Annotated in this window: 21 protein-coding genes and 1 tRNA gene; 17 read left to right on the forward strand and 5 right to left on the reverse strand. The window is 65.1% G+C overall.

Annotated elements, in window-relative coordinates; translation table 11 throughout:
- The first annotated feature begins 98 nt into the window (after window positions 1-98).
- The gene (locus tag J2805_RS21465; RefSeq protein WP_309979928.1) at window positions 99-2,000 is read left to right on the forward strand and encodes an AMP-binding protein; all 1,902 of its coding nucleotides are present in this window, start codon (window positions 99-101) and stop codon (window positions 1,998-2,000) included.
- 15 nt (window positions 2,001-2,015) lie between these two features.
- On the opposite strand, the gene J2805_RS21470 is transcribed toward J2805_RS21465, so the two are convergent.
- Window positions 2,016-2,726, reverse strand: a complete 711-nt coding sequence (locus J2805_RS21470) for a response regulator (protein ID WP_309979930.1) — start codon at window positions 2,724-2,726, stop codon at window positions 2,016-2,018.
- On the reverse strand, window positions 2,723-4,363 hold the full coding sequence (locus J2805_RS21475; protein ID WP_309979932.1) for a sensor histidine kinase: 1,641 nt from the start codon (window positions 4,361-4,363) through the stop codon (window positions 2,723-2,725). The genes J2805_RS21470 and J2805_RS21475 overlap by 4 nt, the downstream gene beginning before the upstream one ends.
- A 141-nt stretch (window positions 4,364-4,504) precedes the next feature.
- Here J2805_RS21475 and J2805_RS21480 point away from each other — a divergent pair, with 141 nt between their 5' ends.
- The 10 genes from J2805_RS21480 to J2805_RS21525 all read left to right on the forward strand — a co-directional run bounded on the left by J2805_RS21480 (window position 4,505) and on the right by J2805_RS21525 (window position 14,193).
- The gene (locus tag J2805_RS21480; RefSeq protein WP_309979934.1) at window positions 4,505-5,845 is read left to right on the forward strand and encodes a cation:dicarboxylate symporter family transporter; all 1,341 of its coding nucleotides are present in this window, start codon (window positions 4,505-4,507) and stop codon (window positions 5,843-5,845) included.
- A 233-nt stretch (window positions 5,846-6,078) separates the two neighbouring features.
- Window positions 6,079-6,978, forward strand: a complete 900-nt coding sequence (locus tag J2805_RS21485) for a ParA family protein (protein ID WP_309979936.1) — start codon at window positions 6,079-6,081, stop codon at window positions 6,976-6,978.
- 8 nt (window positions 6,979-6,986) lie between these two features.
- Window positions 6,987-7,829 carry a segregation and condensation protein A gene (locus J2805_RS21490; protein WP_309979938.1) on the forward strand — a complete coding sequence of 281 codons (843 nt, stop codon included), beginning with the start codon at window positions 6,987-6,989 and terminating at the stop codon, window positions 7,827-7,829.
- An 86-nt stretch (window positions 7,830-7,915) separates the two neighbouring features.
- Entirely contained in the window at window positions 7,916-8,500 is a 585-nt protein-coding gene (gene scpB, locus J2805_RS21495; RefSeq protein ID WP_309980061.1) for an SMC-Scp complex subunit ScpB, read from the forward strand.
- Window positions 8,501-8,608: 108 nt separating this feature from the next.
- Window positions 8,609-9,832 carry a pseudouridine synthase gene (locus J2805_RS21500; protein WP_309979940.1) on the forward strand — a complete coding sequence of 408 codons (1,224 nt, stop codon included), beginning with the start codon at window positions 8,609-8,611 and terminating at the stop codon, window positions 9,830-9,832.
- Between the two features lie 3 nt (window positions 9,833-9,835).
- A complete protein-coding gene (locus tag J2805_RS21505; RefSeq protein ID WP_309979942.1) occupies window positions 9,836-10,945 on the forward strand; it encodes a prephenate dehydrogenase in 1,110 nt (369 codons plus the stop codon).
- A complete protein-coding gene (cmk, locus tag J2805_RS21510; protein WP_309979944.1) occupies window positions 10,945-11,658 on the forward strand; it encodes a (d)CMP kinase in 714 nt (237 codons plus the stop codon). The genes J2805_RS21505 and cmk overlap by 1 nt, the downstream gene beginning before the upstream one ends.
- A gap of 64 nt (window positions 11,659-11,722) precedes the next feature.
- Window positions 11,723-12,406, forward strand: coding sequence for a lysophospholipid acyltransferase family protein (locus tag J2805_RS21515; protein ID WP_309980063.1), 684 nt, complete (start codon window positions 11,723-11,725; stop codon window positions 12,404-12,406).
- Between the two features lie 10 nt (window positions 12,407-12,416).
- Window positions 12,417-13,967: a ribosome biogenesis GTPase Der gene (gene der, locus J2805_RS21520; protein WP_309979946.1), complete on the forward strand. Its 1,551-nt coding sequence runs from the start codon at window positions 12,417-12,419 to the stop codon at window positions 13,965-13,967.
- Between the two features lie 149 nt (window positions 13,968-14,116).
- A tRNA-Pro gene (locus J2805_RS21525) sits at window positions 14,117-14,193 on the forward strand.
- 67 nt (window positions 14,194-14,260) lie between these two features.
- Here J2805_RS21525 and J2805_RS21530 read toward each other — a convergent pair.
- The gene (locus tag J2805_RS21530) at window positions 14,261-15,151 is read right to left on the reverse strand and encodes an Fpg/Nei family DNA glycosylase (RefSeq protein ID WP_309979948.1); all 891 of its coding nucleotides are present in this window, start codon (window positions 15,149-15,151) and stop codon (window positions 14,261-14,263) included.
- A gap of 147 nt (window positions 15,152-15,298) precedes the next feature.
- Between J2805_RS21530 and gcvH the strand changes: the two genes are divergently transcribed.
- The 5 genes from gcvH to J2805_RS21555 all read left to right on the forward strand — a co-directional run bounded on the left by gcvH (window position 15,299) and on the right by J2805_RS21555 (window position 18,377).
- Window positions 15,299-15,685 (forward strand): glycine cleavage system protein GcvH, encoded by a 387-nt coding sequence (gene gcvH / locus J2805_RS21535; protein WP_309979951.1) that lies wholly within the window; start codon window positions 15,299-15,301, stop codon window positions 15,683-15,685.
- 134 nt (window positions 15,686-15,819) lie between these two features.
- Window positions 15,820-16,296, forward strand: a complete 477-nt coding sequence (locus tag J2805_RS21540; RefSeq protein WP_309979953.1) for an FHA domain-containing protein — start codon at window positions 15,820-15,822, stop codon at window positions 16,294-16,296.
- 23 nt (window positions 16,297-16,319) lie between these two features.
- Entirely contained in the window at window positions 16,320-17,036 is a 717-nt protein-coding gene (ftsR, locus tag J2805_RS21545) for a transcriptional regulator FtsR (RefSeq protein WP_309980065.1), read from the forward strand.
- The gene (locus J2805_RS21550) at window positions 17,036-17,539 is read left to right on the forward strand and encodes a bifunctional nuclease family protein (RefSeq protein ID WP_307050960.1); all 504 of its coding nucleotides are present in this window, start codon (window positions 17,036-17,038) and stop codon (window positions 17,537-17,539) included. The genes ftsR and J2805_RS21550 overlap by 1 nt, the downstream gene beginning before the upstream one ends.
- Window positions 17,540-17,780: 241 nt before the next feature.
- Window positions 17,781-18,377, forward strand: a complete 597-nt coding sequence (locus tag J2805_RS21555) for a MerR family transcriptional regulator (protein ID WP_307050961.1) — start codon at window positions 17,781-17,783, stop codon at window positions 18,375-18,377.
- A gap of 114 nt (window positions 18,378-18,491) precedes the next feature.
- Here J2805_RS21555 and J2805_RS21560 read toward each other — a convergent pair whose 3' ends face one another.
- The gene (locus tag J2805_RS21560; RefSeq protein ID WP_309979956.1) at window positions 18,492-19,328 is read right to left on the reverse strand and encodes a ParA family protein; all 837 of its coding nucleotides are present in this window, start codon (window positions 19,326-19,328) and stop codon (window positions 18,492-18,494) included.
- Between the two features lie 309 nt (window positions 19,329-19,637).
- Between J2805_RS21560 and J2805_RS21565 the strand changes: the two genes are divergently transcribed.
- Window positions 19,638-23,033: a pyruvate carboxylase gene (locus J2805_RS21565; RefSeq protein WP_309979958.1), complete on the forward strand. Its 3,396-nt coding sequence runs from the start codon at window positions 19,638-19,640 to the stop codon at window positions 23,031-23,033.
- A gap of 111 nt (window positions 23,034-23,144) precedes the next feature.
- On the opposite strand, the gene J2805_RS21570 is transcribed toward J2805_RS21565, so the two are convergent.
- Complete coding sequence (locus J2805_RS21570; protein ID WP_309979959.1) at window positions 23,145-24,983, reverse strand: AMP-dependent synthetase/ligase; 1,839 nt, start codon at window positions 24,981-24,983, stop codon at window positions 23,145-23,147.
- Window positions 24,984-25,094 lie beyond the last annotated feature (111 nt).

Genomic DNA, 25,094 nt, shown 5'->3' on the forward strand with positions numbered 1-25,094 from the left:
GCGGAGTTTAGGCGGTGTATGTATACAGAAGCCTTGTGCCTGCCTCCCGGCACGGACTAGCATGGGCGACATCACAACGTCGTGGACGGGATGCACTCATGGTTACCAAGAGCTATCAGGACAGCTATGCACAGAGCCTGGAGAAGCCGGATGATTTCTGGCTGGACGCTGCCGGAAGAATCTCCTGGTCAACACCGCCGAGCCAAGCCCTGGATTCCAGCCGCGCTCCGCTGTTCGGGTGGTTTCCCGACGGCGTCCTGAATACGTCCTACAACGCCCTCGATCGCCATGTGGCAGCCGGACGGGGAGAGCAGGATGCGCTGATCTACGATTCCGCCATGCTCGGCATCAGGCGCCGCTACAGCTACGCGGAGCTCACGGATCTGGTGGCCCGTTTCGCCGGTGTCCTCCGTGGGCGCGGAGTGGGCAAGGGGGACAGGGTAGTGATCTACATGCCGATGATCCCCGAAGCCGCCATCGCGATGTTTGCAACGGCGCGGCTTGGGGCGGTGCATTCGGTGGTCTTCGGCGGGTTTGCGCCCAAGGAGCTTGCGGCCCGCATCCGGGACGCCGCTCCCGCCGTGGTGGTCACGGCATCCGGCGGTATCGAGCCTTCGCGCCGGATCGAATACCTTCCAGCCGTCGAGGAAGCCCTCCGCCTGGCCGGAGCCCCTGAGCTCCCGGTGATTGTCGCGGCGCGCGAAGGGTTCGCCTCGGCGGCGGCCGACTATGCCGGCTGGCTGGACTGGGACACGGAGATGGCCGCCGCATCGCCGGCAGCGCCGGTGGCGGTCAAGGCCATGGACCCGCTCTACATCCTCTACACGTCCGGAACCACAGGTACTCCCAAAGGAGTGGTGCGGGACAACGGCGGCCATGCCGTGGCTCTGAGCTGGACCTTGGAAAACATCTACGACATCGGCCCCGGAGACGTTATGTGGACGGCCTCCGATGTCGGCTGGGTGGTGGGGCACTCCTACATCGTTTATGGCCCGCTGCTGGCCGGCGCCACCACTGTCCTCTATGAAGGGAAACCGGTGGGCACGCCCGATGCCGGTGCGTTTTGGCGGGTGATCCAGGAGCACAAGGTCAATGTCCTGTTCACCGCCCCTACCGCCCTGCGCGCCATCCGGAAGGCCGACCCTGACGCCAAACTGGTGGGGGAGTACGACATCTACAGCCTCCGGGCCCTCTTCGCCGCGGGGGAGCGGCTCGACACGGATACATTCCACTGGGCGTCGCGGGTGCTGGGCGTTCCCGTCGTGGACCACTGGTGGCAGACCGAGACGGGCTGGGCCATCTGCGCCAACCCGCAGGGACTGGAACGGCTGCCGATCAAGGCAGGGTCGCCCAGCGTTCCGATGCCAGGGTTCAAGCTCAGGATCGTCGACGGCCTGGGGGAGGACGTAGCTGCCGGGACCGAGGGCAACATAGTCCTTGGGCTGCCGCTGCCGCCCGGCACGCTGACCACCCTGTGGGGCAATGATGAGCGCTACGTCTCCTCCTACCTCGAGGCGTTCGAGGGGTGCTACGCCACGGGTGACTCCGGTTACCTGGACGAGGAGGGCTACGTCTTCGTGATGGGCCGGACAGACGACATCATCAACGTGGCGGGGCATCGGCTGTCCACCGGTGCCATGGAGCAGGTGCTCGGCCAGCACCCTGCGGTGGCCGAGTGCGCGGTGATCGGACTCTCGGATCCGCTGAAGGGCCAGCGGCCCAGCGGGTACGTGGTGCTCAAGTCGGGGGTTGACGTGCCGGAGGAGGTTCTCGTCAGGGACCTGATCGCGTTGGTCCGCCGGGACATAGGCGCCGTTGCGGACTTCAAGCACGTGGCCGTGGTGGAGGCCCTGCCTAAGACCCGGTCGGGCAAGATCCTCCGCAAGACCATGCGGCAGATTGCCGACGGTGAGGAGTACGTAGTGCCGTCCACCATCGAGGACGCCGGCGTGATCGACCAGCTGATCGGGACCCTGCACCCCGCCGCGCATCCGGAGTGAGCAGGGTCCCGGACGTCAGCCCCGGTTCCAGCGGTACTCGTTCTCCGGCCTGCCCGGTGCACCGTACCGGGCAGTCCGGGAGGCGGTGCCGGCATCCGCGAGGTACTCAAGGTAGCGCCGGGCGGTCACGCGGGACATCCCGAGGGCGTCCATCACTTCCGTGGCTGACACCGCACCGGCCTGCCGCTTCATGAACTCCTTCACCGCGTCCAGGGTCGACGTCGAAAGCCCCTTGGGAAGCGGCAGCTCGCTCGGAGCATGCAGGCTCGCGAAGGCCTGGTCGACGTCGCTCTGTGATGCCCCGGACCTGGTCCCGCTGGAGCCGGCCCCGAGCTGCTCCCGGAACTGACGGTAGCTGGCCAGCTTGTCCGCAAAAGTGGCATAGGTAAAGGGTTTTATGAGGTACTGGACAACCCCGATCGAGACGGCGCTGCGCACGATGTTGAGTTCGCGGACAGCCGTAATGGCAATAATGTCGGCCAGCAGTCCTGATGCCCGCATCCGCCGTGCAATGTCCAGGCCGTGGAGGTCGGGAAGGTTCATGTCCAGCAGGACCAGCTCCACCGGATTGCCGGCGGCTGCGAATTCCGCCAGCAGGCGCAGCGCCGACTGGCCGTCCGGGGCCGTGCCGGCCAGGGAAAAGCCCTCGAGCCTCCCCACGTAGGCGCCGTGCGCTGCCGCCGCCACGGGTTCGTCCTCAACGACAAGGACCCTGATATCGCTCACTGGAACTGCTCCTCTTTGTCGGTTCCGGCGGCAATGGCCGGCAGGAACACATGGAACTGTGCGCCATCCGTGCCCGTGATGGTCATGGTACCGTTCAGGCGCTGTACGGCCTGCCGTACCAGGGCCAGGCCCACGCCTCGCCCGAATGGTCCCTTCGCCTTCGTGCTGAAGCCATGCCTGAAGATATTATCGACCGCAGCAGGATCAATACCCGCGCCGGAATCCTTGACAATGATGTCCAAGCCTTCGGCATCGGATTCCACGGTCAGCTCCACGTGCCGGGGCGCATCGCCGTCCGCCGCAGCGTCGATGGCATTGTCCAGCAGGTTGCCCAGGATAGTGACGAGGTCCTGGACCGCCAGCCCTGCCACCGATGCGGACCCCTCGGTGGTGAGCGTCAGCTTCACTCCGCGTTCGTTTGCTTCCGCGACCTTGCCCATGATTAGTGCACTCAGGACGGGCTCGTCCACTGAGCTGACCATCTCGTCGGTCAGCTGCTGGCTAAGTTCAAGATCCTTGGTGGCAAAGTCGAGGGCCTCCCGTGTGCGGCCCAGCTCCAGCAGGGAAACCATGGTGTGCAGGCGGTTGGCATGTTCGTGGGTCTGGGCACGGAGGGCGTCAGACAGTGTCTTCATGGTTTCCAGTTCGCTTCCCAGCGATTCGATCTCAGTCCGGTCCCGGATGGTGGCTACCGTTCCGAACACTGCGGGCCGGCGCGCTCCGGGGGAACCCGGTGCCTGGGCGGGGCCCTGGTTCACCACCACAATACGGGGGCCTGTCAGGTGGATTTCATCGTGGGCAGTGCGGCCGGATTCAAAGAGGTCTTTCAGGCTCTCGGTCAGGGGGAGGTCCGAGAGGGCGGGAGGCTTGGACGGGTCATCCCCTGAACCGCGGGGAACCAGTCCGAGCAGTTCGGCCGCCTGGTCGTTGTACATCACCACCCTCCCCCGGGTGTCGATCAGGATCAGGCCCTCACGGACGGAATGGAGGACGGACTCGTAATAGGCGAAAAGCTGGGCCAGTTGCTCCGGCCCCCAACCCCTGGTCACACGGCGAAGATAGCGGCCCAGCAGCCAGGACGCCACGGACCCGCCCAGCAGCAGGGCCAGGCCCAGGACCAGGAGGGCGGGCAGCCTGCCGGACAGGGCAACGTCCACGGTCCTGACAGTGACGCCGGCGGCGACCAGTGCCTTGACGGTTCCCGCCGCATCCTTGACGGGAACGATCGTGCGCACAGAGGGCCCGAGCGTTCCGGCCATAACCTCGGTGAACACTTCCCCGCGCAACGCAGCATCGATCGAGCCGATATACGGCCTGCCGATTTCCTCGTCCCGCGGATGCGTCCAGCGTGTCCGGTCCGGCGCCATGATCGTGATGAAATCGGCCCCTGACCCCGCCATGACGTCGAGGGCATACGGCTGCAGCACTGCAGACGGATCCGGAGTGTCCGCAGCCTGGAGCACCAGGGGACTTGCGGCGATGGCCGCTGCCACGCCGGTCATCCGGCGCCCGGCTTCCTCATAGCTCCGGTCCCGCGCGTCAAGGTAGGCGGCGGTGCCCCCGATGGCGATGAAGGCCAGCACTATCACCAGGTTCGCCACAAACAGCCTGCGGGCGATACTCCAGCGGTGGATCATCAAGCGCCTCCCATGACCAATATGAACGCAACGGTGAGCTAAGTCACGGTGTACCTAATGATGGATATCACACCGGACCGACGTGAAGAGCCCAGAGACTGAGCCGAAGCGTCTTCCAGATTATCCATAAGGAGACACATCATGGCTTCTCAACGAGGAGAGTCAGCAGCGCCTGCAAAGGCCGCCCGCAAGGGGCTGGACAAATCCCACTACCTCTACATTGCCGTCATTGCCGCCGTGATCCTGGGCGCCCTTGTCGGTCTGCTGTTTCCCGAGGTCGGCAAATCGCTGAAACCGCTCGGCGACGGCTTCATCAAGCTCATCAAGATGATGATCGCCCCGATTATCTTCTGCACCATCGTCCTGGGCATCGGTTCCATCGCCAAGGCAGCCACTGTCGGCAAGGTGGGCGGCCTGGCGCTGGGCTACTTCGTCCTTATGTCCACCTTCGCCCTGGGCATCGGCCTCGTGGTCGGTAACCTGATCCACCCGGGCGAGGGTTTGAAGCTGGCGGCATACGACCCGAACAAGAAAGCAGAAGTCGACAGCACCGTTGCTTTCCTCCTGGGTATCATTCCGGGCGACATCCCCGTCCTGCCCACCCTCTTCGCCGCCATCCTCGTAGGCTTCGCCCTCCAGAAGATGGGCCCGCAGGGCGCTCCTGTCCTCAAAGCCATCGGCCACGGCCAGGTAGTGGTCTTCAGGATCCTCATCATGATCATGTGGCTTGCCCCGGTAGGCGCCTTCGGTGCCATTGCTGCCGTCGTCGGCGCCACGGGCTTCGCGGCCATCGTGAGCATGTTCACCCTCATGGCCGCCTTCTACATCACTTGCGCCCTCTTCATCGTCGTGATCCTCGGCGGCCTGCTGCAGGTAGTGACCGGCGTGAACATCTTCAAGCTGATGAAGTACCTGGGCCGCGAATACCTCCTGATCTTCTCCACCTCTTCCTCCGAAGCAGCGCTGCCGCGCCTCATTGCCAAGATGGAACACCTGGGCGTGTCCAAGCCGGTCGTGGGCGTGACCGTACCCACGGGTTACTCCTTCAACCTGGACGGCACCGCCATCTACCTGACCATGGCGTCACTGTTCGTAGCCAACGCCATGGGAACCCCGCTGGATCTCGGCGCCCAGTTGTCGCTGCTGATCTTCATGATCATCGCCTCGAAGGGTGCAGCCGGTGTTACCGGTGCAGGCCTGGCCACGCTGGCCGCCGGCCTGCAGGCCCACAAGCCGGAGCTTCTCGGCGGCGTCGGCATGATCGTTGGAATCGACCGCTTTATGTCCGAAGCCCGCGCCCTGACCAACTTCACGGGCAACGCTGTCGCCACCCTCCTGATCGGAACCTGGGTCAAGGAAATCGACGGCGACCAGGTCACCCGCGTCCTGTCCGGGAATGAGCCCTTCGACGAGCAGACCATGATCGCCGGCCACCACGTCGAGCAGGAAGACACGGCCAAGCCGGCTCTGGCAAACGCCTGAGCCACCGCCTGAGCAAGAACCGAAACCGCCCGTGCAGGATCCTCCTGCACGGGCGGTTTTTCGTGCCGGCAGCATCAACCTTCGACCTTTACCAGAAGGTAAAGGCTCAATCAAGGGCGCGTGTCAAGTTCCGTTGAATCGCGGGTGCGGCGCTGTAACCTTGGGAACAAGAAGGATCGGCGCTGAACATTCAGCGGCAGGACATCAACGTCATCGAAAGTGTGGATAGATACGTGAGCAGCGAGCAGGGTTCAGCAACTCTGGAAGGCACCGAACTCGACCTGGAAGACGCCGTTATGGGTCCCACGGGCCGCCCCTACCGCGAATTCCCCGAGCCTACGCCGCTGTCGTCCCACGGCCCCGCCCGTGTGATCGCCATGGTGAACCAGAAGGGCGGCGTCGGCAAAACCACTTCCACCATCAACCTGGCCGCCGCGCTCGCCGAATACGGCCGCCGCGTGCTGCTGGTGGATTTCGACCCGCAGGGTGCGCTTTCCGCCGGCCTGGGCACGAATCCGCATGAACTGGACCTGACGGTCTACAACGTCCTGATGGACCGCAAAGTGGACATCCGGGACGCCATCCAGCACACCGGCGTCGAGAACGTGGACCTGCTGCCGGCCAACATCGACCTCTCCGCCGCCGAAGTGCAGCTGGTCAATGAGGTTGCGCGTGAACAGGTGCTGGACCGGGCCCTGAAGAAGGTGGAGGACGAATACGACGTCGTCCTGATCGACTGCCAGCCGTCGCTGGGCCTGCTGACGGTCAACGCCCTCACGGCCGCCCACGGCGTCATCATTCCGCTGATCTGCGAATTCTTCGCCCTGCGCGCCGTAGCCCTTCTGGTCGAAACCATCGACAAGGTCCAGGACCGGCTGAACCCCAGGCTGCAGGTGGACGGAGTACTCGCCACAATGTACGACGCCCGCACGCTGCACAGCCGCGAAGTCATCAGCAGGCTGGTGGAAGCATTCGGGGACAAGGTCTTCGAAACCGTCATCAAGCGCTCCATCAAGTTTGCCGACGCCACAGTGGCCGCGGAACCGATCACCAGCTACGCCGCCAACCACATTGGGGCCGATGCGTACCGCCGCCTGGCCAAAGAGCTGATTTCGCGCGGCGGCGCGCCCTAGCCAGGGTCGTGGCACTGGCAACCGCGCCGGCGGAGCCGGAAACGGCGAAAAAATCCGGCTTCGAAGTCCGGCTCGCCAACTTCACCGGCCCGTTCGACCTGCTGCTTGGCCTGATCACCAAGCATCAGCTGGATATCACGGAAGTGGCACTGGCCACTGTGACCGACGAATTCATCAAGTACATCAGGAATCTGCAGCAGTTGGGCGAGGAGTGGGCGCTCGATGAGGCCAGTGAATTCCTGGTGATCGCAGCCACCCTCCTGGACCTCAAGGCCGCCCGGCTCCTGCCGGCAGGCGAGGTTGAGGACGACGAGGACATCGCCCTGCTCGAGGCGCGGGACCTCCTTTTTGCCCGCTTGCTCCAGTACAAAGCCTTCAAGCAGGTAGCCGGACTCATCAATTCCACCCTGGAGCTCGAAGCCCGCAGCTATCCGCGCCAGGTGGCGCTCGAGGGCCACTTCGCGGCGCTGCTCCCGGAGCTGGTATGGCGGCACACCCCGGAGCAGTTCGCGGCGCTGGCGGAATCGGCGCTCAAACCCAGGGAGGCAGCCCCGACCCAGGTTGGCCTGGCTCACCTCCACAACAGCGCCGTCAGCGTCAAGGAGCAGGCTGAAATCCTGGGACTGAAGCTTCAGCAGGGAAGGACATTGTCCTTCCGCGCACTGATCGCCGACGCCGAGTCCACCCTCGTCGTGGTGGTCCGTTTCCTGGCACTCCTGGAAATGTTCCGGGACAAAGTGGTCGCGTTCGACCAGCTCCTGCCGCTGAGCGACCTCACTGTGCACTGGACGGCAGGGGCTGATGACTGGAACAGCGATAATCTCAGCGAGGAATACGAGGAGCCGCAGTGAGTGCTACGACGCCGGATCCAGCCAACAGCGGTGAGGGGGACAGCGGAGTAAATGTCGCCGATCTCCCCGGCGGCGCGCGCGCCGCGATCGAGGCGGTGCTGATGGTGATCGACCAGCCGGCCACCGCCACTGAACTTGCCGCCGGGCTGAACCTGACGGTCGACGCCGTCGAGCAGCTGCTCGCGGAACTTCAGCGTGAGTATAACGGCTATACTGTTAATGCCCCGGACACGGACGTTGCCAGCACTACTGGCCACAAATCCAGCCCCCGGGGTTTTGAATTGCGGAATATCGCCGGAGGCTGGCGCATCTATTCCCGCGCTGAGTTCGCCGACGTCGTCGGCGGGTTCGTGCTGGAAGGACAGACAGCCAGGCTGACGCAGGCGGCGTTGGAAACGCTCGCCGTCATCGCATACCGCCAGCCCGTATCAAGGGCCAGGGTGTCTGCAATTCGAGGAGTTAACGTTGACTCTGTCGTGCGGACGCTGATGCAGCGGGGAATGATCGAAGACTCGGGAACCGATCCCGAGTCCGGAGCCGTCCTTTACCGCACGACGTCGTATTTCCTGGAACGCATGGGAATCGGCTCGGTGGCCGAGTTGCCGCAGCTTTCACCCCATCTCCCGGGGCTTGAAGGCATCGAAGAGTTCTACGACGCCGGAAGAATGTAGGCAGATCCCTGCCTGCGCACGAGTATCCACCAGGGCGGACCTAATCCGCCCGGCTGGCCAGTGTTGTCGGGAGACAGCCTCGCCGGCCAACATAACGAAGGACGGGTCATGACACAGGCGGGACGCCAGGGTTCACCACGTAACAGTTCGGGACGCAACAGCGCCGGACAAGCAAAAGCCGGACGCAATCCGGTGCAGGGCGGCGCCGGCCGTGCGGGCGGGGCCGGCCGTGCAGGCGGGGCCACCGGCGCCGGCTACAAGGGGGGCGGCGACCGTCCCTTCAAGCGCCCCAAGCCTCGCGAAGAGGCCTTCGTCGATCCGGACCTGCAGGGTCCGGCCGGCGCGCCGGCAGACCGCCCGGCATCCGGCGACTGGAAGCAGGGTAAGCCTGCGGCCCGCAAGCCCGGTTCACGCAAGCCCGGCGCCGGCAAGGCGCCCGGCACTCCCGGCGCCCTCAAGCCCAAGCCGCGGTCCGCGGCAGCCAAGACATTCGGTACGCGCGCTTTCGGCGGCGAACGCTTCGGCCAGAACCTCGGAGCCGTCCGCAAGCCTTCGCGCAAGCGCGGACCCCGCGGCGATGTTCCGCAGTCCGAAATGCACGATGCCGACGGCATCCGCCTGCAGAAGGTCATGGCTTCCGCCGGGGTCGCTTCACGGCGCGTCTGCGAGGAAATGATTGCCGAAGGCCGCGTTGAAGTGGACGGCAAGGTAGTCACCGAACTCGGCGTCCGCGTCGATCCGAAGACTGCTGTAATCCACGTTGACGGCCTGCGCATCCAGCTGGACGAAAACATGGTCTACATGGTGTTCAACAAGCCCAAGGGCGTTGTGTCCACCATGGAGGATCCTGACGGCCGTCCGTGCATCAGCGACTTCGTCCGCAACACCCACGGCGAACGCCTCTTCCACGTGGGGCGCCTCGACGTCGCCACCGAGGGACTGCTGCTGCTGACCAACGACGGCGAACTTGCCAACCGTCTGACGCACCCGTCCTACGAGGTGCCCAAGACCTACCTGGTCCAGGTCCGCGGCCCGTTCCCGCAGGGAATCGGCGCGCAGCTGAAGTCCGGCGTTGAGCTCGAAGACGGATTCGCCTCGGTGGACTCATTCAAGCTGGTGGATTCCACCCCGGGCCACGTGCTGATCGAGGTTGTGCTGCACTCAGGCAAGAACCGTATCGTCCGACGCCTCTTTGACGCTGTCGGATTCCCGGTCCTTCGGCTCGTGCGCGTCAAGGTCGGCCCCATCGGCCTGGGCGATCAGCGCCAGGGGAGCATCCGCAACCTCGGCAAGCAGGAAGTCGGCCACCTGCTGGCGTCCGTAGGGCTGTAGCGCATGTCTGCCTTTCGTACCCACGGCCGGGGGCACCTGAACGGCCCGGTGGTGGTTATCGGAACGGGACTGCTGGGAACCAGCATCGGTCTCGGACTCAGGGGGCGCGGCGTGGCCGTGTTCCTGTCCGATCCGTCACCCACCAACCAGGCGGTCGCCGTCGATATCGGGGCAGGCCTTCCCCTGTCGCACCTGGGCGACGAGCAGCCGGAACTCGTTGTGGTGGCGGCGCCGCCGGACGTCACAGCGGACGTGGTGGAACAGTCGCTGGCCGGCTACCCCGCAGCAACAGTGGTGGACATCGCCAGCGTCAAGGCCGGCATCCTGGCCGACCTGCGCGGGCGGGGCGTGGACCTTGCCCGCTATGTAGGCACGCATCCGATGGCCGGCCGCGAAAAGTCCGGACCGGTGGCGGCTCGTGGCGAGCTCTTCACCTCGATGCCGTGGGTGGTTTGCCCATCGGAGGAAACGTCGCCCGAATCCCTGCAGGCCGCCCGCGCCCTGGCCACGGATCTTGGTGCCATGGTCACCCAGTTCGGCGCCGAGGAACACGACCAGGCCGTGGCACTCGTGTCGCATCTTCCGCAGGTCATGTCGTCGCTCGTTGCCAGCAGGCTGCAGGGTACGCCCATGCATGCCCTGTCCCTTGCCGGCAACGGCTTGCGTGACGTCACCCGCATCGCAGCCAGCGATCCCACGTTGTGGGTCCAGATCCTCGGCGGCAATGCGGTTCAGGTGGTCGAAATCCTGCACGGAGTCCGTGAGGACCTCAACCGGCTGATCGGCACGCTCGAAGATCCCACCGCGCCCGGTGCCCGCCTTGATCTGGCACAGTTGATCAGTGAGGGCAATGCCGGGCAGTCCCGTATTCCTGGCAAGCACGGCGGCCCGCCGCAGGCCTATTCCTGGCTGACCGTCCTCGTGGACGACCGGCCAGGGCAGATTGCCCGCCTCCTAACGGAGATCGGCGAGATCGGGGTCAACCTCGAAGACCTGCGGCTGGATCATTCCTCCGGGCAGAATGTAGGAATGGTGGAACTGTCGGTTTTGCCCAATAAGCATGATCTCCTGATCGAAGCACTCAACGACCGTGGATGGCGGGTACTGCAGTAATGACACAGGAACTCATCGATACCGTACCCATGCTCCGCCAGGGCCGGCCGCTGGTGGTGGCCATCGACGGCCCTTCGGGGTCCGGGAAATCCAGCGTCAGCCGCGAAGTGGCACGCCGCCTGCGTCTCGCGTACCTGGACACGGGCGCCATGTACCGTGCACTGACCTGGTACTGCGTGGAGAACGGCATTGACCTGGACGACGCCGCCGCCATCGAGCAGGCTTCCGAAGACCTGCCGCTGGAAGTCAGCACCTCCCCGAACGAGGAATATGTACGGGTAGGCGGTACCGACGTCACCCAGGCCATCCGGGAACCGGCCATCTCCTCGGCCGTCAGTGCCATCGCCACCACCCTTGGTGCGCGAAAGGAACTGGTACGCCGGCAGCGTGAGCTGATCGAGATCCACCACCGCCGCATCGTGGTGGAAGGGCGCGACATCACTACCGTCGTCGCGCCCGGAGCCGAAGTCCGCATGCTGCTGACCGCCAGCGAGGAAGCCCGGCTTCGCCGCAGGGGCGTCCAACTGGGCGGCACGCAGAGCGCGGAACAGTTGGCGACCCAGGTCACCCAGCGGGACGCCAAAGACTCGACCGTAGTGAACTTCACCACGGCAGCGGATGGCGTTGTCACCTTGGATTCTTCGGATCTGGACTTCGACGGCACAGTTGACGCGGCCCTGGGCATAGTCAATAAGGTCGTTAACCGTGACTGACGCCGGAGCGCGCCCGTCCATCCGGCTCCCCGCGGATGTTCCCGTCCTTCCAGGCGCCTGGACCATGGCCTGGAGCCGGCCGGTCGGCTGGTTCCTGGATCACGTTCTCTACCGGACAACCATCCACGGACGCGAGAACGTCCCAGCCGGAGGTCCGGTGATCTTCGCCGGGAACCACATCAGTTTCCTGGACGGGCCGGTAATGTTCGGCGCGTCACCGCGCCCCATGCACATCCTGGTCAAGAAGGAGATGTTCAAGGGGTTCCTGGGACTGGTTCTCAGGGCCTCGGGGCAACTTCCGGTGGACCGGTCCGGTGACCGCGCCGCGCTGCATATAAGCAAGAACGCGCTCGACGCCGGCCGGTGCGTCGGCATTCTCCCGGAAGGAACCCGGGGGAGCGGTGAGGCGTCCACCATCAATAACGGGGTGGCCTGGCTCGCGCTGAACTCCAGGGCAACAGTGGTTCCGGTTGCGATCCTGGGCACCAGGATCGCCGGCGAACACCTCGACACCGTCCCCCGGCCGGGCCGGAAGCTGCATGTCAGCTTCGGCGAGGCCGTGGCAGTGGGCCGCAGGCCCGGCGAGACAGGCCGTGTTTCAATGGACAGGGCGGGAAACGAGATCCGCGCTGCTCTGGCACGGCATGTCCAGCAAACAATTCAACTCAGCGGGCAGGCTTTGCCCGGCGCGGATTCCCCGCAAGAACGTCATGAAGAAGTAGCCGGGACGCCGGCAGATCACCACTAAGGAAAGTGCAATGAGCGATACGACTCAAACCTCCGGCAAATTTGGCGCCGGCGAAGACGAATACACGCCCACCGGCACGGACCAGGTGGCAGAGCATCTCGCTGCCCTGGACGATGACGAGGCCGAGCTTCGTGCTGCCTCCCTCCGGGCAGGCCTGGACGATTACGAACTGGACGAGGAAGACGCCGCCCTCCTGAGCGGAGAGTATGACGACCAGGACTTCGACGGCCCGGTCAAACTGGATCCCGTCCTGGCCATCATCGGCCGGCCCAACGTTGGCAAGTCCACCCTGGTGAACCGCATCCTCGGCCGCCGTGAAGCCGTTGTTGAAGACACCCCCGGCGTCACGCGTGACCGTGTTATGTACTCGGCCACTTGGAACGGCCGGAACTTCACCGTCGTCGACACCGGCGGCTGGGAGCACGATGCCCGCGGCATCCACGCCCGCGTCGCCGAACAGGCTGAGATGGCCGTGGAGCTTGCCGACGCCGTGCTGTTCGTCGTTGACTCCGCCGTCGGCGCCACCGCCACGGACGAAGCCGTCGTCAAGATGCTCCGCAAGAGCAAAAAGCCGGTCATCATGGTGGCCAACAAGGTGGACGACTTTGCCCAGGAAGCCGATTCGGCAACCCTGTGGGGCCTCGGCTTCGGCGAACCCTACCCGGTGTCCGCGCTGCACGGCCGCGGCGTCGCGGACCTCCTTGACCACGTCATGGACACCCTGCCCGAGTACTCCACCATCGAAGGCCTTGAGCGTTCCGGCGGCCCTCGCCGCATCGCCCTGATCGGGCGTCCGAACGTCGGCAAGTCCTCGCTGCTGAACAAACTGGCCGGTTCCGAGCGGGTCGTGGTGGACAACACCGCCGGTACCACGCGCGACCCGGTGGACGAGTTCATCGAGTTGGGCGGACGCACCTGGCGCTTCGTGGATACCGCAGGCATCCGCCGCCGCCAGCACATGGCCCAGGGCGCCGACTTCTACGCCTCGCTGCGAACCCAGAGCGCCCTCGAAAAGGCCGAGGTCGCCGTCGTGCTCCTCGCCGTGGACGAGGTGCTCAGCGAGCAGGACGTCCGCATCCTGCAGCTCGCCATTGAATCGGGCCGCGCACTGGTTCTCGCATTCAACAAGTGGGACCTGCTGGACGACGAACGCCGCACCTACCTGGAGCGGGAAATCGAGCAGGACCTGGCCCACGTGGCCTGGGCACCGCGGGTCAACATTTCGGCGTTGACCGGCTGGCACAAGGACCGGCTGGTTCCTGCCCTGGATACGGCGCTGGAAAGCTGGGACAAGCGGATTCCCACCGGCCGCCTCAACGCCTTCCTCGGCGAACTCGTAGCCGCACACCCGCACCCGGTCCGCGGCGGCAAGCAGCCCCGCATCCTGTTCGGTACCCAGGCTTCGAGCCGTCCGCCGAAGTTTGTGCTGTTCACCACCGGATTCCTGGACCCGGGATACCGGCGCTTCATCACCCGGCGCCTCCGCGAGACCTTCGGTTTCGAGGGAACACCCATTGAGGTCAACATGCGTGTCCGCGAAAAGCGGGGCAAGAAGCGTTAATTCCGACACACCTTGCCCGTGACACCCACAAAGTGTCACGAGCACCCTCCGGAATCGTGTAAGCTTTTGGAGGTGGTTCGGCCGGACTGCTGAGGTGAAAATCCCGGGGTAACCCGAGAATAAACCGAGGCGGAGAACGGCGGAACTAACGGGCTGTAGCGCAGCTTGGTAGCGCACTTGACTGGGGGTCAAGGGGTCGCAGGTTCAAATCCTGTCAGCCCGACCAAAGAAACCGCCCCATCGCCGGGAAGTATCCCGGTGATGGGGCGGTTTTTTTGTGCCCGTTTTCGCCGCTACTTGAGGAAACGCGAGGTCCGCCGGTCGGCCAGGATCTTGCCGCCCGTCTGGCATGTGGGGCAATACTGCAGGGCCCGGTCGGCGAAAGACACCTCCCTGACGGTGTCCCCACAGACCGGGCACGGCTGCCCGGTCCGGCCGTGAACCCTCATGGTGCTCCGCTTGGCGTCCTTCAGCTCGTTCGGCGCCTTTCCCACGGCGTCTGCCACGGCCGCACCGAGGACACTGTGGACGGAGTCGTAGAGGACGCGGATGGTGTCCGGGTCCAGTGACTTTGCGATGGCGAAGGGGGAGATCCGGGCCGCGTGGAGGATTTCGTCGCTGTAGGCGTTGCCGATCCCGGCGATTACCCCCTGATTGCGTAACAGTCCCTTAATCTGCTGGGAGCTGCCGGAAAGAATCCCTGCGAACGCATCGAGGCCGAAGGAGTCGCCCAGCGGATCGGGACCCAGGCTGGCGATCCCGGGGACCTCCGCCGGATCCCTGACAACGTAGACGGCAAGGCTCTTCTTTGTCCCGGCCTCGGTCAGGTCGATCCCAAGATGGGTTTCGCCGCTGTCGGTTTCCGGGCTGTTCCTGGCGAACTCCAGCCGGGCGGCGATGTATCCCTTGCCCCGGGGAAGCACGGCGTTCGAGGGCGATTCCGTGTACCGCAGCCAGCCGGCCTTGGCCAGATGGAAGGCCAGGAAGATTCCGCCGGCGTCCAGGATGATGAATTTCCCTTGGCGCTGGACGCCGGTGATGGTCCGGCCCTCCAGTGACGTGTACGGCGGATCCGCAGTCTTGAGGACCGCAAACGAAACGATCTGGATTTTCGTCAGCACGGCTCCGCGAAGCTGGGTGCCCAGGAAAGCGCTCAGCCCGGCCACTTCGGGAAGTTCTGGCATGTCACCACTGTGCCACAAGGGTCCGACAGAGCGCTCCCTGCCGCGGCAGTTGATATGCATATACTTTCAGCGGCGGCTTGTTCTGCAGACCTCCGATGACATTGCTGATTGACCGATAGTCCTGGTTGACCCGATGAAAGGCCCCTGATGAGCAACATTCCCGAAGACCTGTCCTACACTGCCGAACACGAGTGGGTTACCGCGCCGAACGCCGACGGCGTGGTGCGCGTCGGCATCACCGATTTTGCCCAGGATGCCCTGGGTGACGTCGTCTACGCCCAGATGCCCGAAGTCGGCACGAAGGTCACCGCGAACGACGTCGTGGGCGAGGTTGAGTCCACCAAGAGCGTGAGCGACATCTATGCTCCGGTGTCCGGCGAGATCGTTGCCCGGAACGAAGCGCTGGACACCGATTCGGCGCTCATCAACAGCGATCCCTACGGCGAGGGCTGGCTGATTGAGGTCAGGCTTGCAGAGGCTGATGCAGTGGAGTCCCTGCTCAGTGCATCGGAGTACGAACAACAGGTAGGCTAAAGACAACCGGCATGGAGGTCCGGCTGTTAAGCAATTAACAGCCGGACGACACGCCGAATACCGGATCTGCCAGGCTTTTCCGGAGGGCACGCGTTGTTTGCAGGGGGACATCTGCAACGGAAGAGGAGGAATCCATGGTTGGTCACGAAGATAACCACAGCAGTGGTGATTACGGCACGAGCGGAGTGAAGGCTTCGGAGACCACCTCGATCCACCTCACGCCAATCCGTGACGAGCCGATCATTGAACCCAGGCTCTCTCGCGAGGAACGGGTTGCCGTTGAGGCGCTTCCGTTCGGTTCGGCACTCCTGGTTGCCCACAGCGGACCTAACGCGGGCGCACGCTTCCTGCTGGATTCGGACGTCACGACGGCCGGCCGCCACCCGGACGCGGACATCTTCCTTGACGACGTCACAGTGTCCCGCCGCCACGTCGAATTCCGCCGCACTGCCCGCAGCTTCGAAGTCGTTGACACCGGGAGCCTCAACGGAACCTACGTCAATCACGACCGCGTGGACAGTGTGGAACTGAGGTCCGGGAATGAAGTCCAGATCGGCAAGTTCAGGCTAACTTTCTACCTCAGCCCTGCCCGCGCAGCAGGCAACGTCTGATCCCGGGGTAGCTGCCTGTGGCACTGGCACAACCGGAACGGCGCGGACCCCAGGTCCTGAACATCGGGGAAGTACTCGCGCAGCTGAGCGACGACTTTCCTGGAATGACCGCGTCCAAAATCAGGTTTCTTGAAGAAAAGGGCCTGATCAACCCTCAACGCACACCCGCCGGCTACCGGCAGTATGCGGACACGGATGTTGAGCGGCTCCGCTTCGTCCTGGCCCTCCAGCGGGACCAGTACCTTCCGCTGAAGGTCATCAAGGACTACCTCGACGCCATCGACCGCGGCGAACGGCCCGAGAACCTGCCGCCCGGCGTCACGGTGTCACCCCGGATTGTCTCGGACGAGCTCGCCAGCGAACTGCAGAACAAGGTGCGCAGGCTGAGCGAGGACCAATTGCGCGCCGAGTCCGGCGCCAGTGTGCCGCTGCTGCAGTCCCTGCTCGATTTCGGTTTGATCGGCCATGTGAACGGTAAATTCGACGAGCACGCCCTGCAGGTCGCCCGCGCGTGCGTCCAGTTGGAGAGCCACGGCCTCGAACCGCGGCACCTGCGGCCGTTCCAGGCCGCCGCGGAACGGGAGTTCGGGCTGGTGGAGCGGGCGGTCGCGCCGCTGACCTCGCGCAAAGATGCCGCATCCCAGGCCCGGGCCGCTGAGGCAGCCCGGGAAATCAGTGACCTGTGCCTGACGCTGCACCGCGCCCTGGTGCAGGACCGTATTTCGCGAATGGACATCTGATGATTGAAGTGGAGATCGTGGGGGTGAGGATCGAGCTGCCCTCGAACCAGCCGCTGGTGCTGCTCCGGGAGATCCACGGGGAACGGCACGTGCCCATCTGGATCGGTACCCCCGAGGCCAGCGCCATTGCCCTGGCCCAACAGGGGGTAGTGCCGCCGCGGCCCATGACGCACGACCTCCTGATCGACGTCGTCGAGTCCCTGGGCCACTCGATCGTCAGCGTGAACATCGTGGCGGTCGAAGACAATATCTTCTACGGCCAGCTGCAGTTTGACGACGGCACCACCGTGAGCTCCAGGGCTTCGGACGCCCTTGCCTTGGCGTTGCGGGCCAAATGCCGAATCTGGTGCGCGGATTCAGTCATGGATGAAGCCGGTGTCCGGATCACGGAGCATGACGAAGGCGAGGATACCGAGCCCGGCCCCACCGTGGACGAGGAGCGTGAGCTACGGCGCTTCCGGGAGTTCCTTGATGACGTTGAACCGGAAGACTTTGACGGCTGAGGTCACGTTAAGGTTAAAGTTGAGGCTGAAAGTTTCGACACGCCCCCGTCTTGGGGTCAACGTCTTTGACCTTGGGGCGTGGCAGGCCTAACGTCGAAGGTATCAAGTTCCCATTGCATACGACAGCCGCGCAAGTCACACTGGAATGTGCAGCCACGGCTGAATTACACGGATGATTTTCTGCTCTGTGTTCACTGTTGCTGCAACTTCCTTAGGGGAGCAAACGACGAGGAGGGTCCACGTGAGTCCGAAAGGCGAAGCAGGCGAGCTAAAGCAGGCTTCAACGGCAGGCGTCGCCCTGCCCGCGAGTGGTGCCCAGGGCCTCCTCTTCACGGAAGACCTTCCCGTCCTGGACGAGGACGCAGGTTACCGCGGACCGACCGCCTGCAAGGCCGCAGGCATCACCTACCGCCAGCTCGACTACTGGGCCCGCACGGGTCTGGTGGAGCCTGCCGTGCGCGGTGCAGCCGGCTCCGGCTCGCAGCGCCTCTACGGTTTCCGCGACATCCTGGTGTTGAAAGTGGTCAAGCGGCTGCTGGACACGGGAGTATCGCTGCAGCAGATCCGTTCCGCCGTGGAGCACCTGCGTGAGCGCGGCGTCGAAGACCTCGCCCAGATCACCCTCATGAGCGATGGCGCCAGTGTTTATGAGTGCACGTCGGCGGATGAGGTCATAGATCTCGTCCAGGGCGGCCAGGGTGTCTTCGGCATCGCTGTCGGCCGTGTGTGGCGCGAAGTGGAAGGCAGCCTCGCGGCGCTTCCCAGCGAGCACGCCGTCGAGCAGTCCTTTCCCGATGATGAACTCAGCAAGCGCAGGGCGGCCCGCAAGATCGGCTGACCGCAGCCGTTCGGCAAGACCCAAGCAAGCCCCAAAGCCAAACTGAAAGGCCGCCTTCCACGAGGAAGACGGCCTTTTTGGGCGTTGATGAAGACCGGAGCGGGGAATGGCCCCCTACCGCAGGCTGCGTTCCCGGACCGCCCCCGCGGAGTCCGCGCCGTTGGAGGCAAGGAGGTTGTCGAGCAGCGTGTTGAACAGGCTGGCGGCGTTCTTGGCAGAGTCGCCCGGCCAGTGATGCACCGAATGGGCCGCGCCCTGGATCTGTTGCCAGTTGGCCTGCTCCGGAATGTGCGGCGTCAGCAGCAGCCCTCCGAACATCGACTGCATCTCGGCCAGGCGGAATGCGTGCTCGGACGAACCCGTGCGCACGCGGTTCGCGATGATCCCGGCGGGGGAGAGGTTCGGGGCAAATTCCTGCCGGAACAGCTGGATGGCGCGCAGGGTTCGCTCCGTCCCGGCCACCGAAAACAGACCCGGTTCGGCAACGAGGGCCACCTTGCCGCTTGCCGACCACGCCATCCGGGTCAGGCCGTTCAGCGACGGCGGGCAGTCGACCAGGATCAGCTGGTACTTGTCGGCGCCGGCCAGAACTGCCGACAGCCTGCGCAGGTCCCTGCGGCCGAGGTCCGGGCGGTCATAAATGCCGGTGTAGGCGGAGCCGACAGCCACGTCCAGGACGGCGGGCCGGGCTCCGTTATAGTTTTCGCGGGCCACCCAGCCGCTGGTGACGACGTTCTCCGCCAGGCGGGCCCGGCGGGGGGACTTGAGCATCCTGCCGATATCCAGTTGTTCATCTGGCTGGACGCCAAGCGCCGTGCTGGCGTCCGCATGGGGATCAAGGTCCACCACGAGAGTGGGGATGCCGGCGGCCAGGGCCGCAGATGCCAATCCGGTGGTGACGGATGTTTTGCCGACCCCGCCTTTGAGGCTGCTGATGCTGACTACTTGCACTTGAAAAACCAATACCTAACGCCGGTTGCCGTGTTGGGGTAGTGCCGGCTCCGGCTTGCCCGGAGCGGAGGGCGGGCTTGCGCCACCCCCAACTCATCATATGTTGCCGCGGTGGTGAATCCCGTTTCATCGGGCGTGTGCGCGGCAACGGCGGCGTGGCCCTGAGGGCCATTGCCAACGTGCCCTGCCTATTCCCGCCCGCATGACGGATAATTCTGTGATGGTCGACACAATGATTTGTGTTTCCACGCGCCCGTCTTACACACTGTGACCACTTACCGAGTACACCCGCAATGATGCAGGAGAAGCATGTTTTCCAAAATTCTGGTGGCTAACCGCGGCGAAATCGCGATCCGCGCCTTCCGTGCCGGCTACGAGCTGGGCGCCAAGACTGTAGCTGTGTTCCCCAACGAGGACCGTAACTCGATCCACCGCCAGAAGGCTGACGAAGCATATCTGATCGGCGAAGAGGGCCACCCCGTCCGGGCCTACCTTGACGTGGATGAAGTGGTCCGTGTGGCCAAGGAATCCGGCGCCGATGCAATCTACCCCGGTTACGGTTTCCTCTCCGAGAACCCGCGCCTTGCCCGCGCCGCGAAAGAAGCAGGTATTACGTTCGTCGGGCCGCCGGCCGAGGTCCTGGAGCTGGCCGGCAACAAGGTCGCCGCGCTTGAGGCCGCACGCGCTGCCGGCGTGCCCGTCCTGAAGTCCAGCCAGCCCTCGAAGGACCTGGATGAGCTGATTGCCGCCGCGGACGAAATCGGCTTCCCCATCTTCGCCAAGGCCGTCGCCGGCGGCGGTGGCCGCGGCATGCGTCGCGTGGATACCCGGGAAGCGCTGCCCGAAGCACTGCAGGCAGCCATGCGCGAAGCCGACGCCGCATTCGGCGACCCCACCATGTTCCTGGAGCAGGCTGTCCTGCGCCCCCGCCATATCGAGGTCCAGATCCTGGCCGATGCCGAGGGCAACGTTATGCACCTCTTCGAGCGCGACTGTTCCATTCAGCGGCGCCACCAGAAGGTGATCGAGATTGCGCCCGCACCCAACCTGGACGAAGGCATCCGCCAGGCGCTCTACCGCGATGCCGTGAAGTTCGCCAAGGCGCTCAACTACGTCAACGCCGGTACCGTGGAATTCCTCGTGGACACCGTCGGGGAACGCGCCGGCCAGCACGTGTTCATCGAGATGAACCCGCGCATCCAGGTGGAACACACCGTCACCGAGGAAGTCACGGACGTGGACCTGGTCCAGGCGCAGCTGCGCATCGCTTCGGGCGAGACGCTCGCGGACCTCGGGCTCTCCCAGGAGACCGTCCAGCTCAAGGGCGCAGCACTGCAGTGCCGCATCACCACCGAGGACCCGGCCAACGGCTTCCGGCCCGACGTCGGAAAGATCACCGGCTACCGCTCTGCCGGCGGCGCCGGTGTAAGGCTCGACGGCGGCACCGTGTACTCGGGTGCCGAAATCAGCCCGCACTTCGACTCGATGCTGGTCAAGCTGACCTGCCGCGGCCGCAACTACCCCGCAGCCGTGGCGCGGGCCCGGCGCGCCCTGGCGGAATTCCGCATCCGCGGTGTGTCCACCAACATCTCCTTCCTCCAGGCCGTCCTGGACGACCAGGACTTCGTCGCGGGCGATGTGGCGACGAACTTCATTGACCAGCGCCCCGAGCTGCTCAAGGCCCGCGTCTCCGCGGACCGCGGCACTAAGCTGCTGACCTGGCTAGCGGAGGTCACCGTCAACAAGCCCAACGGCGAACTCACGGTCCACTCCAACCCCGCATCGAAACTGCCCGCAGTCGGGGACGCTCCCGCTACCAATGGTTCGCGCCAGCGGCTGCTCGAACTGGGTCCGGAGGGCTTTGCGAAGGCCCTCCGCGAACAGAACGCCGTGGCTGTCACCGACACCACGTTCCGCGATGCCCACCAGTCGCTGCTGGCCACCCGGGTCCGTACGCGTGACCTCGTGGCAGCCGGCCCCGCCGTGTCCAGCCTGCTTCCCGAGCTGCTCTCAGTGGAGGCCTGGGGCGGTGCCACGTACGACGTCGCCCTGCGGTTCCTCGGCGAAGACCCCTGGGACCGGCTCGCTGCCCTTCGGAAGGCGCTGCCCAATATCTGCCTGCAGATGCTCCTCCGCGGCCGGAACACCGTCGGCTACACCCCGTACCCGGAGGAAGTCACCGAGGCCTTCGTGAACGAGGCCGCAGCCACCGGCATCGACATCTTCCGGATCTTCGACGCCCTCAACGACGTCAACCAGATGGCTCCGGCTATCCGGGCCGTCCGGGCCACAGGCACGGCGGTCGCTGAAGTCGCCCTCTGCTACACCGGCGACATGCTGGATCCCAACGAAAACCTGTACACGCTGGACTACTACCTGGAGCTGGCGCAGAAGATCGTCGACGCGGGCGCCCACATCCTGGCAATCAAGGACATGGCGGGCCTGCTGCGCCCCGCGGCCGCTGCCAAGCTCGTGGCGGCCTTGCGTGAGCGCTTCGACCTTCCGGTCCACCTGCACACCCACGACACGGCAGGCGGCCAGCTGGCCACGCTCCTGGCGGCCGTGGACGCAGGAGTGGACGCGGTGGACGTCGCCTCGGCGTCCCTGGCCGGCACCACCAGCCAGCCCTCCGCTTCCGCCCTGGTCGCAGCCCTGGCCCACACCCCGCGCGATACAGGCCTGGGCCTGGCAGAGGTCAGCTCGCTGGAACCGTACTGGGAAGCCGTGCGGCGCGTCTACGCCCCGTTCGAGTCGGGCCTTCCGGGTCCCACCGGCCGCGTCTACCAGCACGAGATCCCCGGCGGCCAGCTCTCCAACCTGCGGCAGCAGGCCATGGCCCTCGGCCTCGGCGAACGCTTCGAGGCCATCGAGGACATGTACACGGCGGCCGACCGCATCCTTGGCCGGCTCGTCAAGGTCACGCCGTCCTCCAAGGTGGTGGGCGACCTCGCCCTGCACCTGGTGGGCCTCAACGCCGATCCGGCCGACTTCAACGAGAACCCGCAAAGCTACGACATCCCGGACTCCGTCATCGGCTTCCTGTCCGGCGAGCTCGGCGATCCTCCCGGAGGCTGGCCCGAGCCGTTCCGCACCAAGGCCCTCCAGGGCCGCAGCATCAAGGTGCGCGATGCCGAGCTGAGCGCCGAGGACAGTGCCGCCCTGAAGGGTGATTCCAAGACCCGTCAGCAAACCCTCAACCGGCTGCTCTTCGAGGGTCCCACCAAGGATTACCTCAAGAGCGTGGAGACCTACGGCAACCTCTCCGTCCTGGACACCCGCGACTACCTCTTCGGACTCCAGCGCGGAGCCGAACACGAGATCGAACTCGAGAAGGGCGTTCGCCTGATCGCCTCCCTCGAAGCCGTTTCGGAGCCCGACGAGAAGGGCATGCGCACCGTGATGTGCACGCTCAACGGGCAGTCCCGGCCGGTTGTGGTCCGCGACCGCTCCGTCGTCAGCAACGTCAAGGCCGCGGAAAAGGCAGACCCGTCCCAGCCGGGCCAGGTCGCCGCACCGTTCGCCGGCGCCGTGACCCTAACGGTCAAGGTGGGCGACGCGGTCAACGCCGGTGACACGGTGGCCACCATCGAGGCCATGAAGATGGAGGCCTCGATCACGACGCCGGCAGCCGGCACGGTGTCCCGGCTGGCTGTTTCCGCGGTGGAACAGGTCCAAGGCGGAGACCTGCTGCTCGTGGTCGAGTAGGCACAGTACAAGTAGGCACAGCGGAAGGGCCTCCCGGCAGTCGCCGGGAGGCCCTTCCGATTAAGCACGGTCCGGCAACCGCCGAACCGTGCTTTATGGCTGGTGCTGGTGTTAGTGCTGTCCGGACGGCTCGGTACGTGCCGGGCGCGGTGCAGCGTACATGTCCCCGATGACGGAGTCGAAGTCCTTCATCACCTGGGCCCGCTTGACCTTCATTGACGGGGTGAGGTGGCCGGATGCCTCGGTGAAGTCGGAGGGAACGATCCGGAACGACTTGATGGCCTCGGCCTGGGACACGGACTGGTTGGCGTGCGTGATCAGGTCCTGGACGGCGGCCTTGACCACTGGATGGTCGGCAGCTTCCGCCAGGGTGGTGGTGGCAGGCAGCCCGTGACGCTGCAGCCACCCCGGCAGGGCTTCCTCGTCCAGCGTGACCAAGGCGCCGATGAACGGCCTGTTGTCTCCCACAACGAGGACCTGCGAGACGAGCGCGTCGGCCCGGATCTGGTCTTCGAGCAGGGCGGGCACCACGTTCTTGCCGCTGGCCGTCACGATGATTTCCTTCTTGCGGCCGGTGATGGTCAGGAAGCCGTCGCTGTCCATCTGCCCGACGTCGCCGGTGCGGAACCAGCCGTCCACGAAGGTGTCGGCCGCGAGGTCGTCACGTTTGTAGTAGCCGCGCATCACGCAGACGCCCTTGGTGAGGATCTCGCCGTCGTCGGCTATTTTCACGGCGTTGCCGGGCAGGGGAGCGCCCACCGTTCCGATCCTGATCAGCTGGGGAGTGTTCACCGTGATCGGGGCCGTGGTTTCGGTCAGGCCGTAGCCTTCGAGGATTTGCATGCCGATGCCCTGGAAGAAGTGCCCCAGGCGTTCGCCCAGCGGGCCGCCGCCGGACACGGCGTGGGCCACCTCCCCGCCCATGGCCGCACGGAGCTTGCTGTAGACGAGCTTGTCGAAGAGTGCGTGCCGTAGTTTGAGGCCCAGGCCCACAGACCCAGACTGGCGGGCACGCGAGTACGCGATCGCGGTATCGGCTGCCTTGTGGAAGATCGCTCCCTTGCCGCCGTCCTCGGCCTTGGTCAGCGCGGAGTTGTAGACCTTTTCGAAGACGCGCGGCACCGCAAGGATGAACGTGGGCTTGTAGCTCTGCAGGTCCGGCAGGAGGTGCTTGATATCAGGGGTGTGGGCCACGGTGACACCGGCAGCCACTGCCAGCACCGAAATGAAGCGCGCGAACACGTGGGCCAGCGGCAGGAACATGATAGTGCGGGCTTGCTCATGGACGATTCCGGAGAGCGAGGTGGCCAGGGCGTTCTCGGAAAGCTCCACGAAGTTGCCGTGCGTCAGTTCACAGCCCTTGGGCCTGCCCGTGGTGCCCGAGGTGTAGATGATCGTGGCCACGTCTGAAAGCGAAGCCAGGCTCCTGCGTGCCTCCAGGTCCTCGTCACTGATCGCTGTGCCGGCGGCACGGAGTTCCTCCAGCCCCGCGCCCTCAAGCTGCCAGACGTGGGCAAGGGCGGTGAGTCCTTCGGACGTGGCGGCCTGCCGGATGATGTCCTCGTGGTGCGCTGCCTCACCAAAGGCGGCGACTGCGCCCGAGTCACCCAGGTTCCAGGCGACCTGGCTGGGTGAGGACGTCTCATAGATGGGAACCGAGATGCCGCCGGCGAACCAGATCGCGAAATCGACCAGTGCCCACTCGTACCGTGTGCGGGACATGATGCCGACCCGGTCGCCGGCTGAGACTCCGCTGGCCATGAGGCCCTTGGCCAGGACGCGCACGTCCGCGAGGAAGTCCGTGGCGGAGATATCCTGCCATTGCCCCGCGGCATCGAGCCGCGAATACAGGGACGGGTTCGAAGCCTTGGCGGCTTGCCGCAGCACCAGATCGGTGATGTTGGTTTCCGGGGGTACGTTTACCAAGGGCGGAACACTGAATTCGCGCACGATAGCTCCTTTGTTATCCATAGACCCGCAGGGGGTACTGCTAACACTAGTACGCCCGCTGCGGAGGTGTGTCCTGATTCACCTACTGGCGAGTAACTTTACGGTTAAGGG

The organism is Arthrobacter oryzae (genome assembly GCF_031454875.1).
In the GTDB taxonomy this organism is placed as follows: Bacteria; Actinomycetota; Actinomycetes; order Actinomycetales; family Micrococcaceae; genus Arthrobacter; species Arthrobacter oryzae_D.

Bases quoted from the DNA above. Each gene is read 5' to 3' on its own strand.
- J2805_RS21550 (WP_307050960.1), top strand. From the start codon at position 17,036: ATGATTGAAGTGGAGATCGTGGGGGTGAGGATCGAGCTGCCCTCGAAC.
- J2805_RS21475 (WP_309979932.1), bottom strand. From the start codon at position 4,363: ATGATCCACCGCTGGAGTATCGCCCGCAGGCTGTTTGTGGCGAACCTG.
- J2805_RS21515 (WP_309980063.1), top strand. From the start codon at position 11,723: ATGGCCTGGAGCCGGCCGGTCGGCTGGTTCCTGGATCACGTTCTCTAC.
- J2805_RS21500 (WP_309979940.1), top strand. From the start codon at position 8,609: ATGACACAGGCGGGACGCCAGGGTTCACCACGTAACAGTTCGGGACGC.
- der (WP_309979946.1), top strand. From the start codon at position 12,417: ATGAGCGATACGACTCAAACCTCCGGCAAATTTGGCGCCGGCGAAGAC.
- gcvH (WP_309979951.1), top strand. From the start codon at position 15,299: ATGAGCAACATTCCCGAAGACCTGTCCTACACTGCCGAACACGAGTGG.
- J2805_RS21530 (WP_309979948.1), bottom strand. From the start codon at position 15,151: ATGCCAGAACTTCCCGAAGTGGCCGGGCTGAGCGCTTTCCTGGGCACC.
- J2805_RS21505 (WP_309979942.1), top strand. From the start codon at position 9,836: ATGTCTGCCTTTCGTACCCACGGCCGGGGGCACCTGAACGGCCCGGTG.
- J2805_RS21465 (WP_309979928.1), top strand. From the start codon at position 99: ATGGTTACCAAGAGCTATCAGGACAGCTATGCACAGAGCCTGGAGAAG.
- cmk (WP_309979944.1), top strand. From the start codon at position 10,945: ATGACACAGGAACTCATCGATACCGTACCCATGCTCCGCCAGGGCCGG.
- J2805_RS21565 (WP_309979958.1), top strand. From the start codon at position 19,638: ATGTTTTCCAAAATTCTGGTGGCTAACCGCGGCGAAATCGCGATCCGC.
- J2805_RS21540 (WP_309979953.1), top strand. From the start codon at position 15,820: ATGGTTGGTCACGAAGATAACCACAGCAGTGGTGATTACGGCACGAGC.
- J2805_RS21480 (WP_309979934.1), top strand. From the start codon at position 4,505: ATGGCTTCTCAACGAGGAGAGTCAGCAGCGCCTGCAAAGGCCGCCCGC.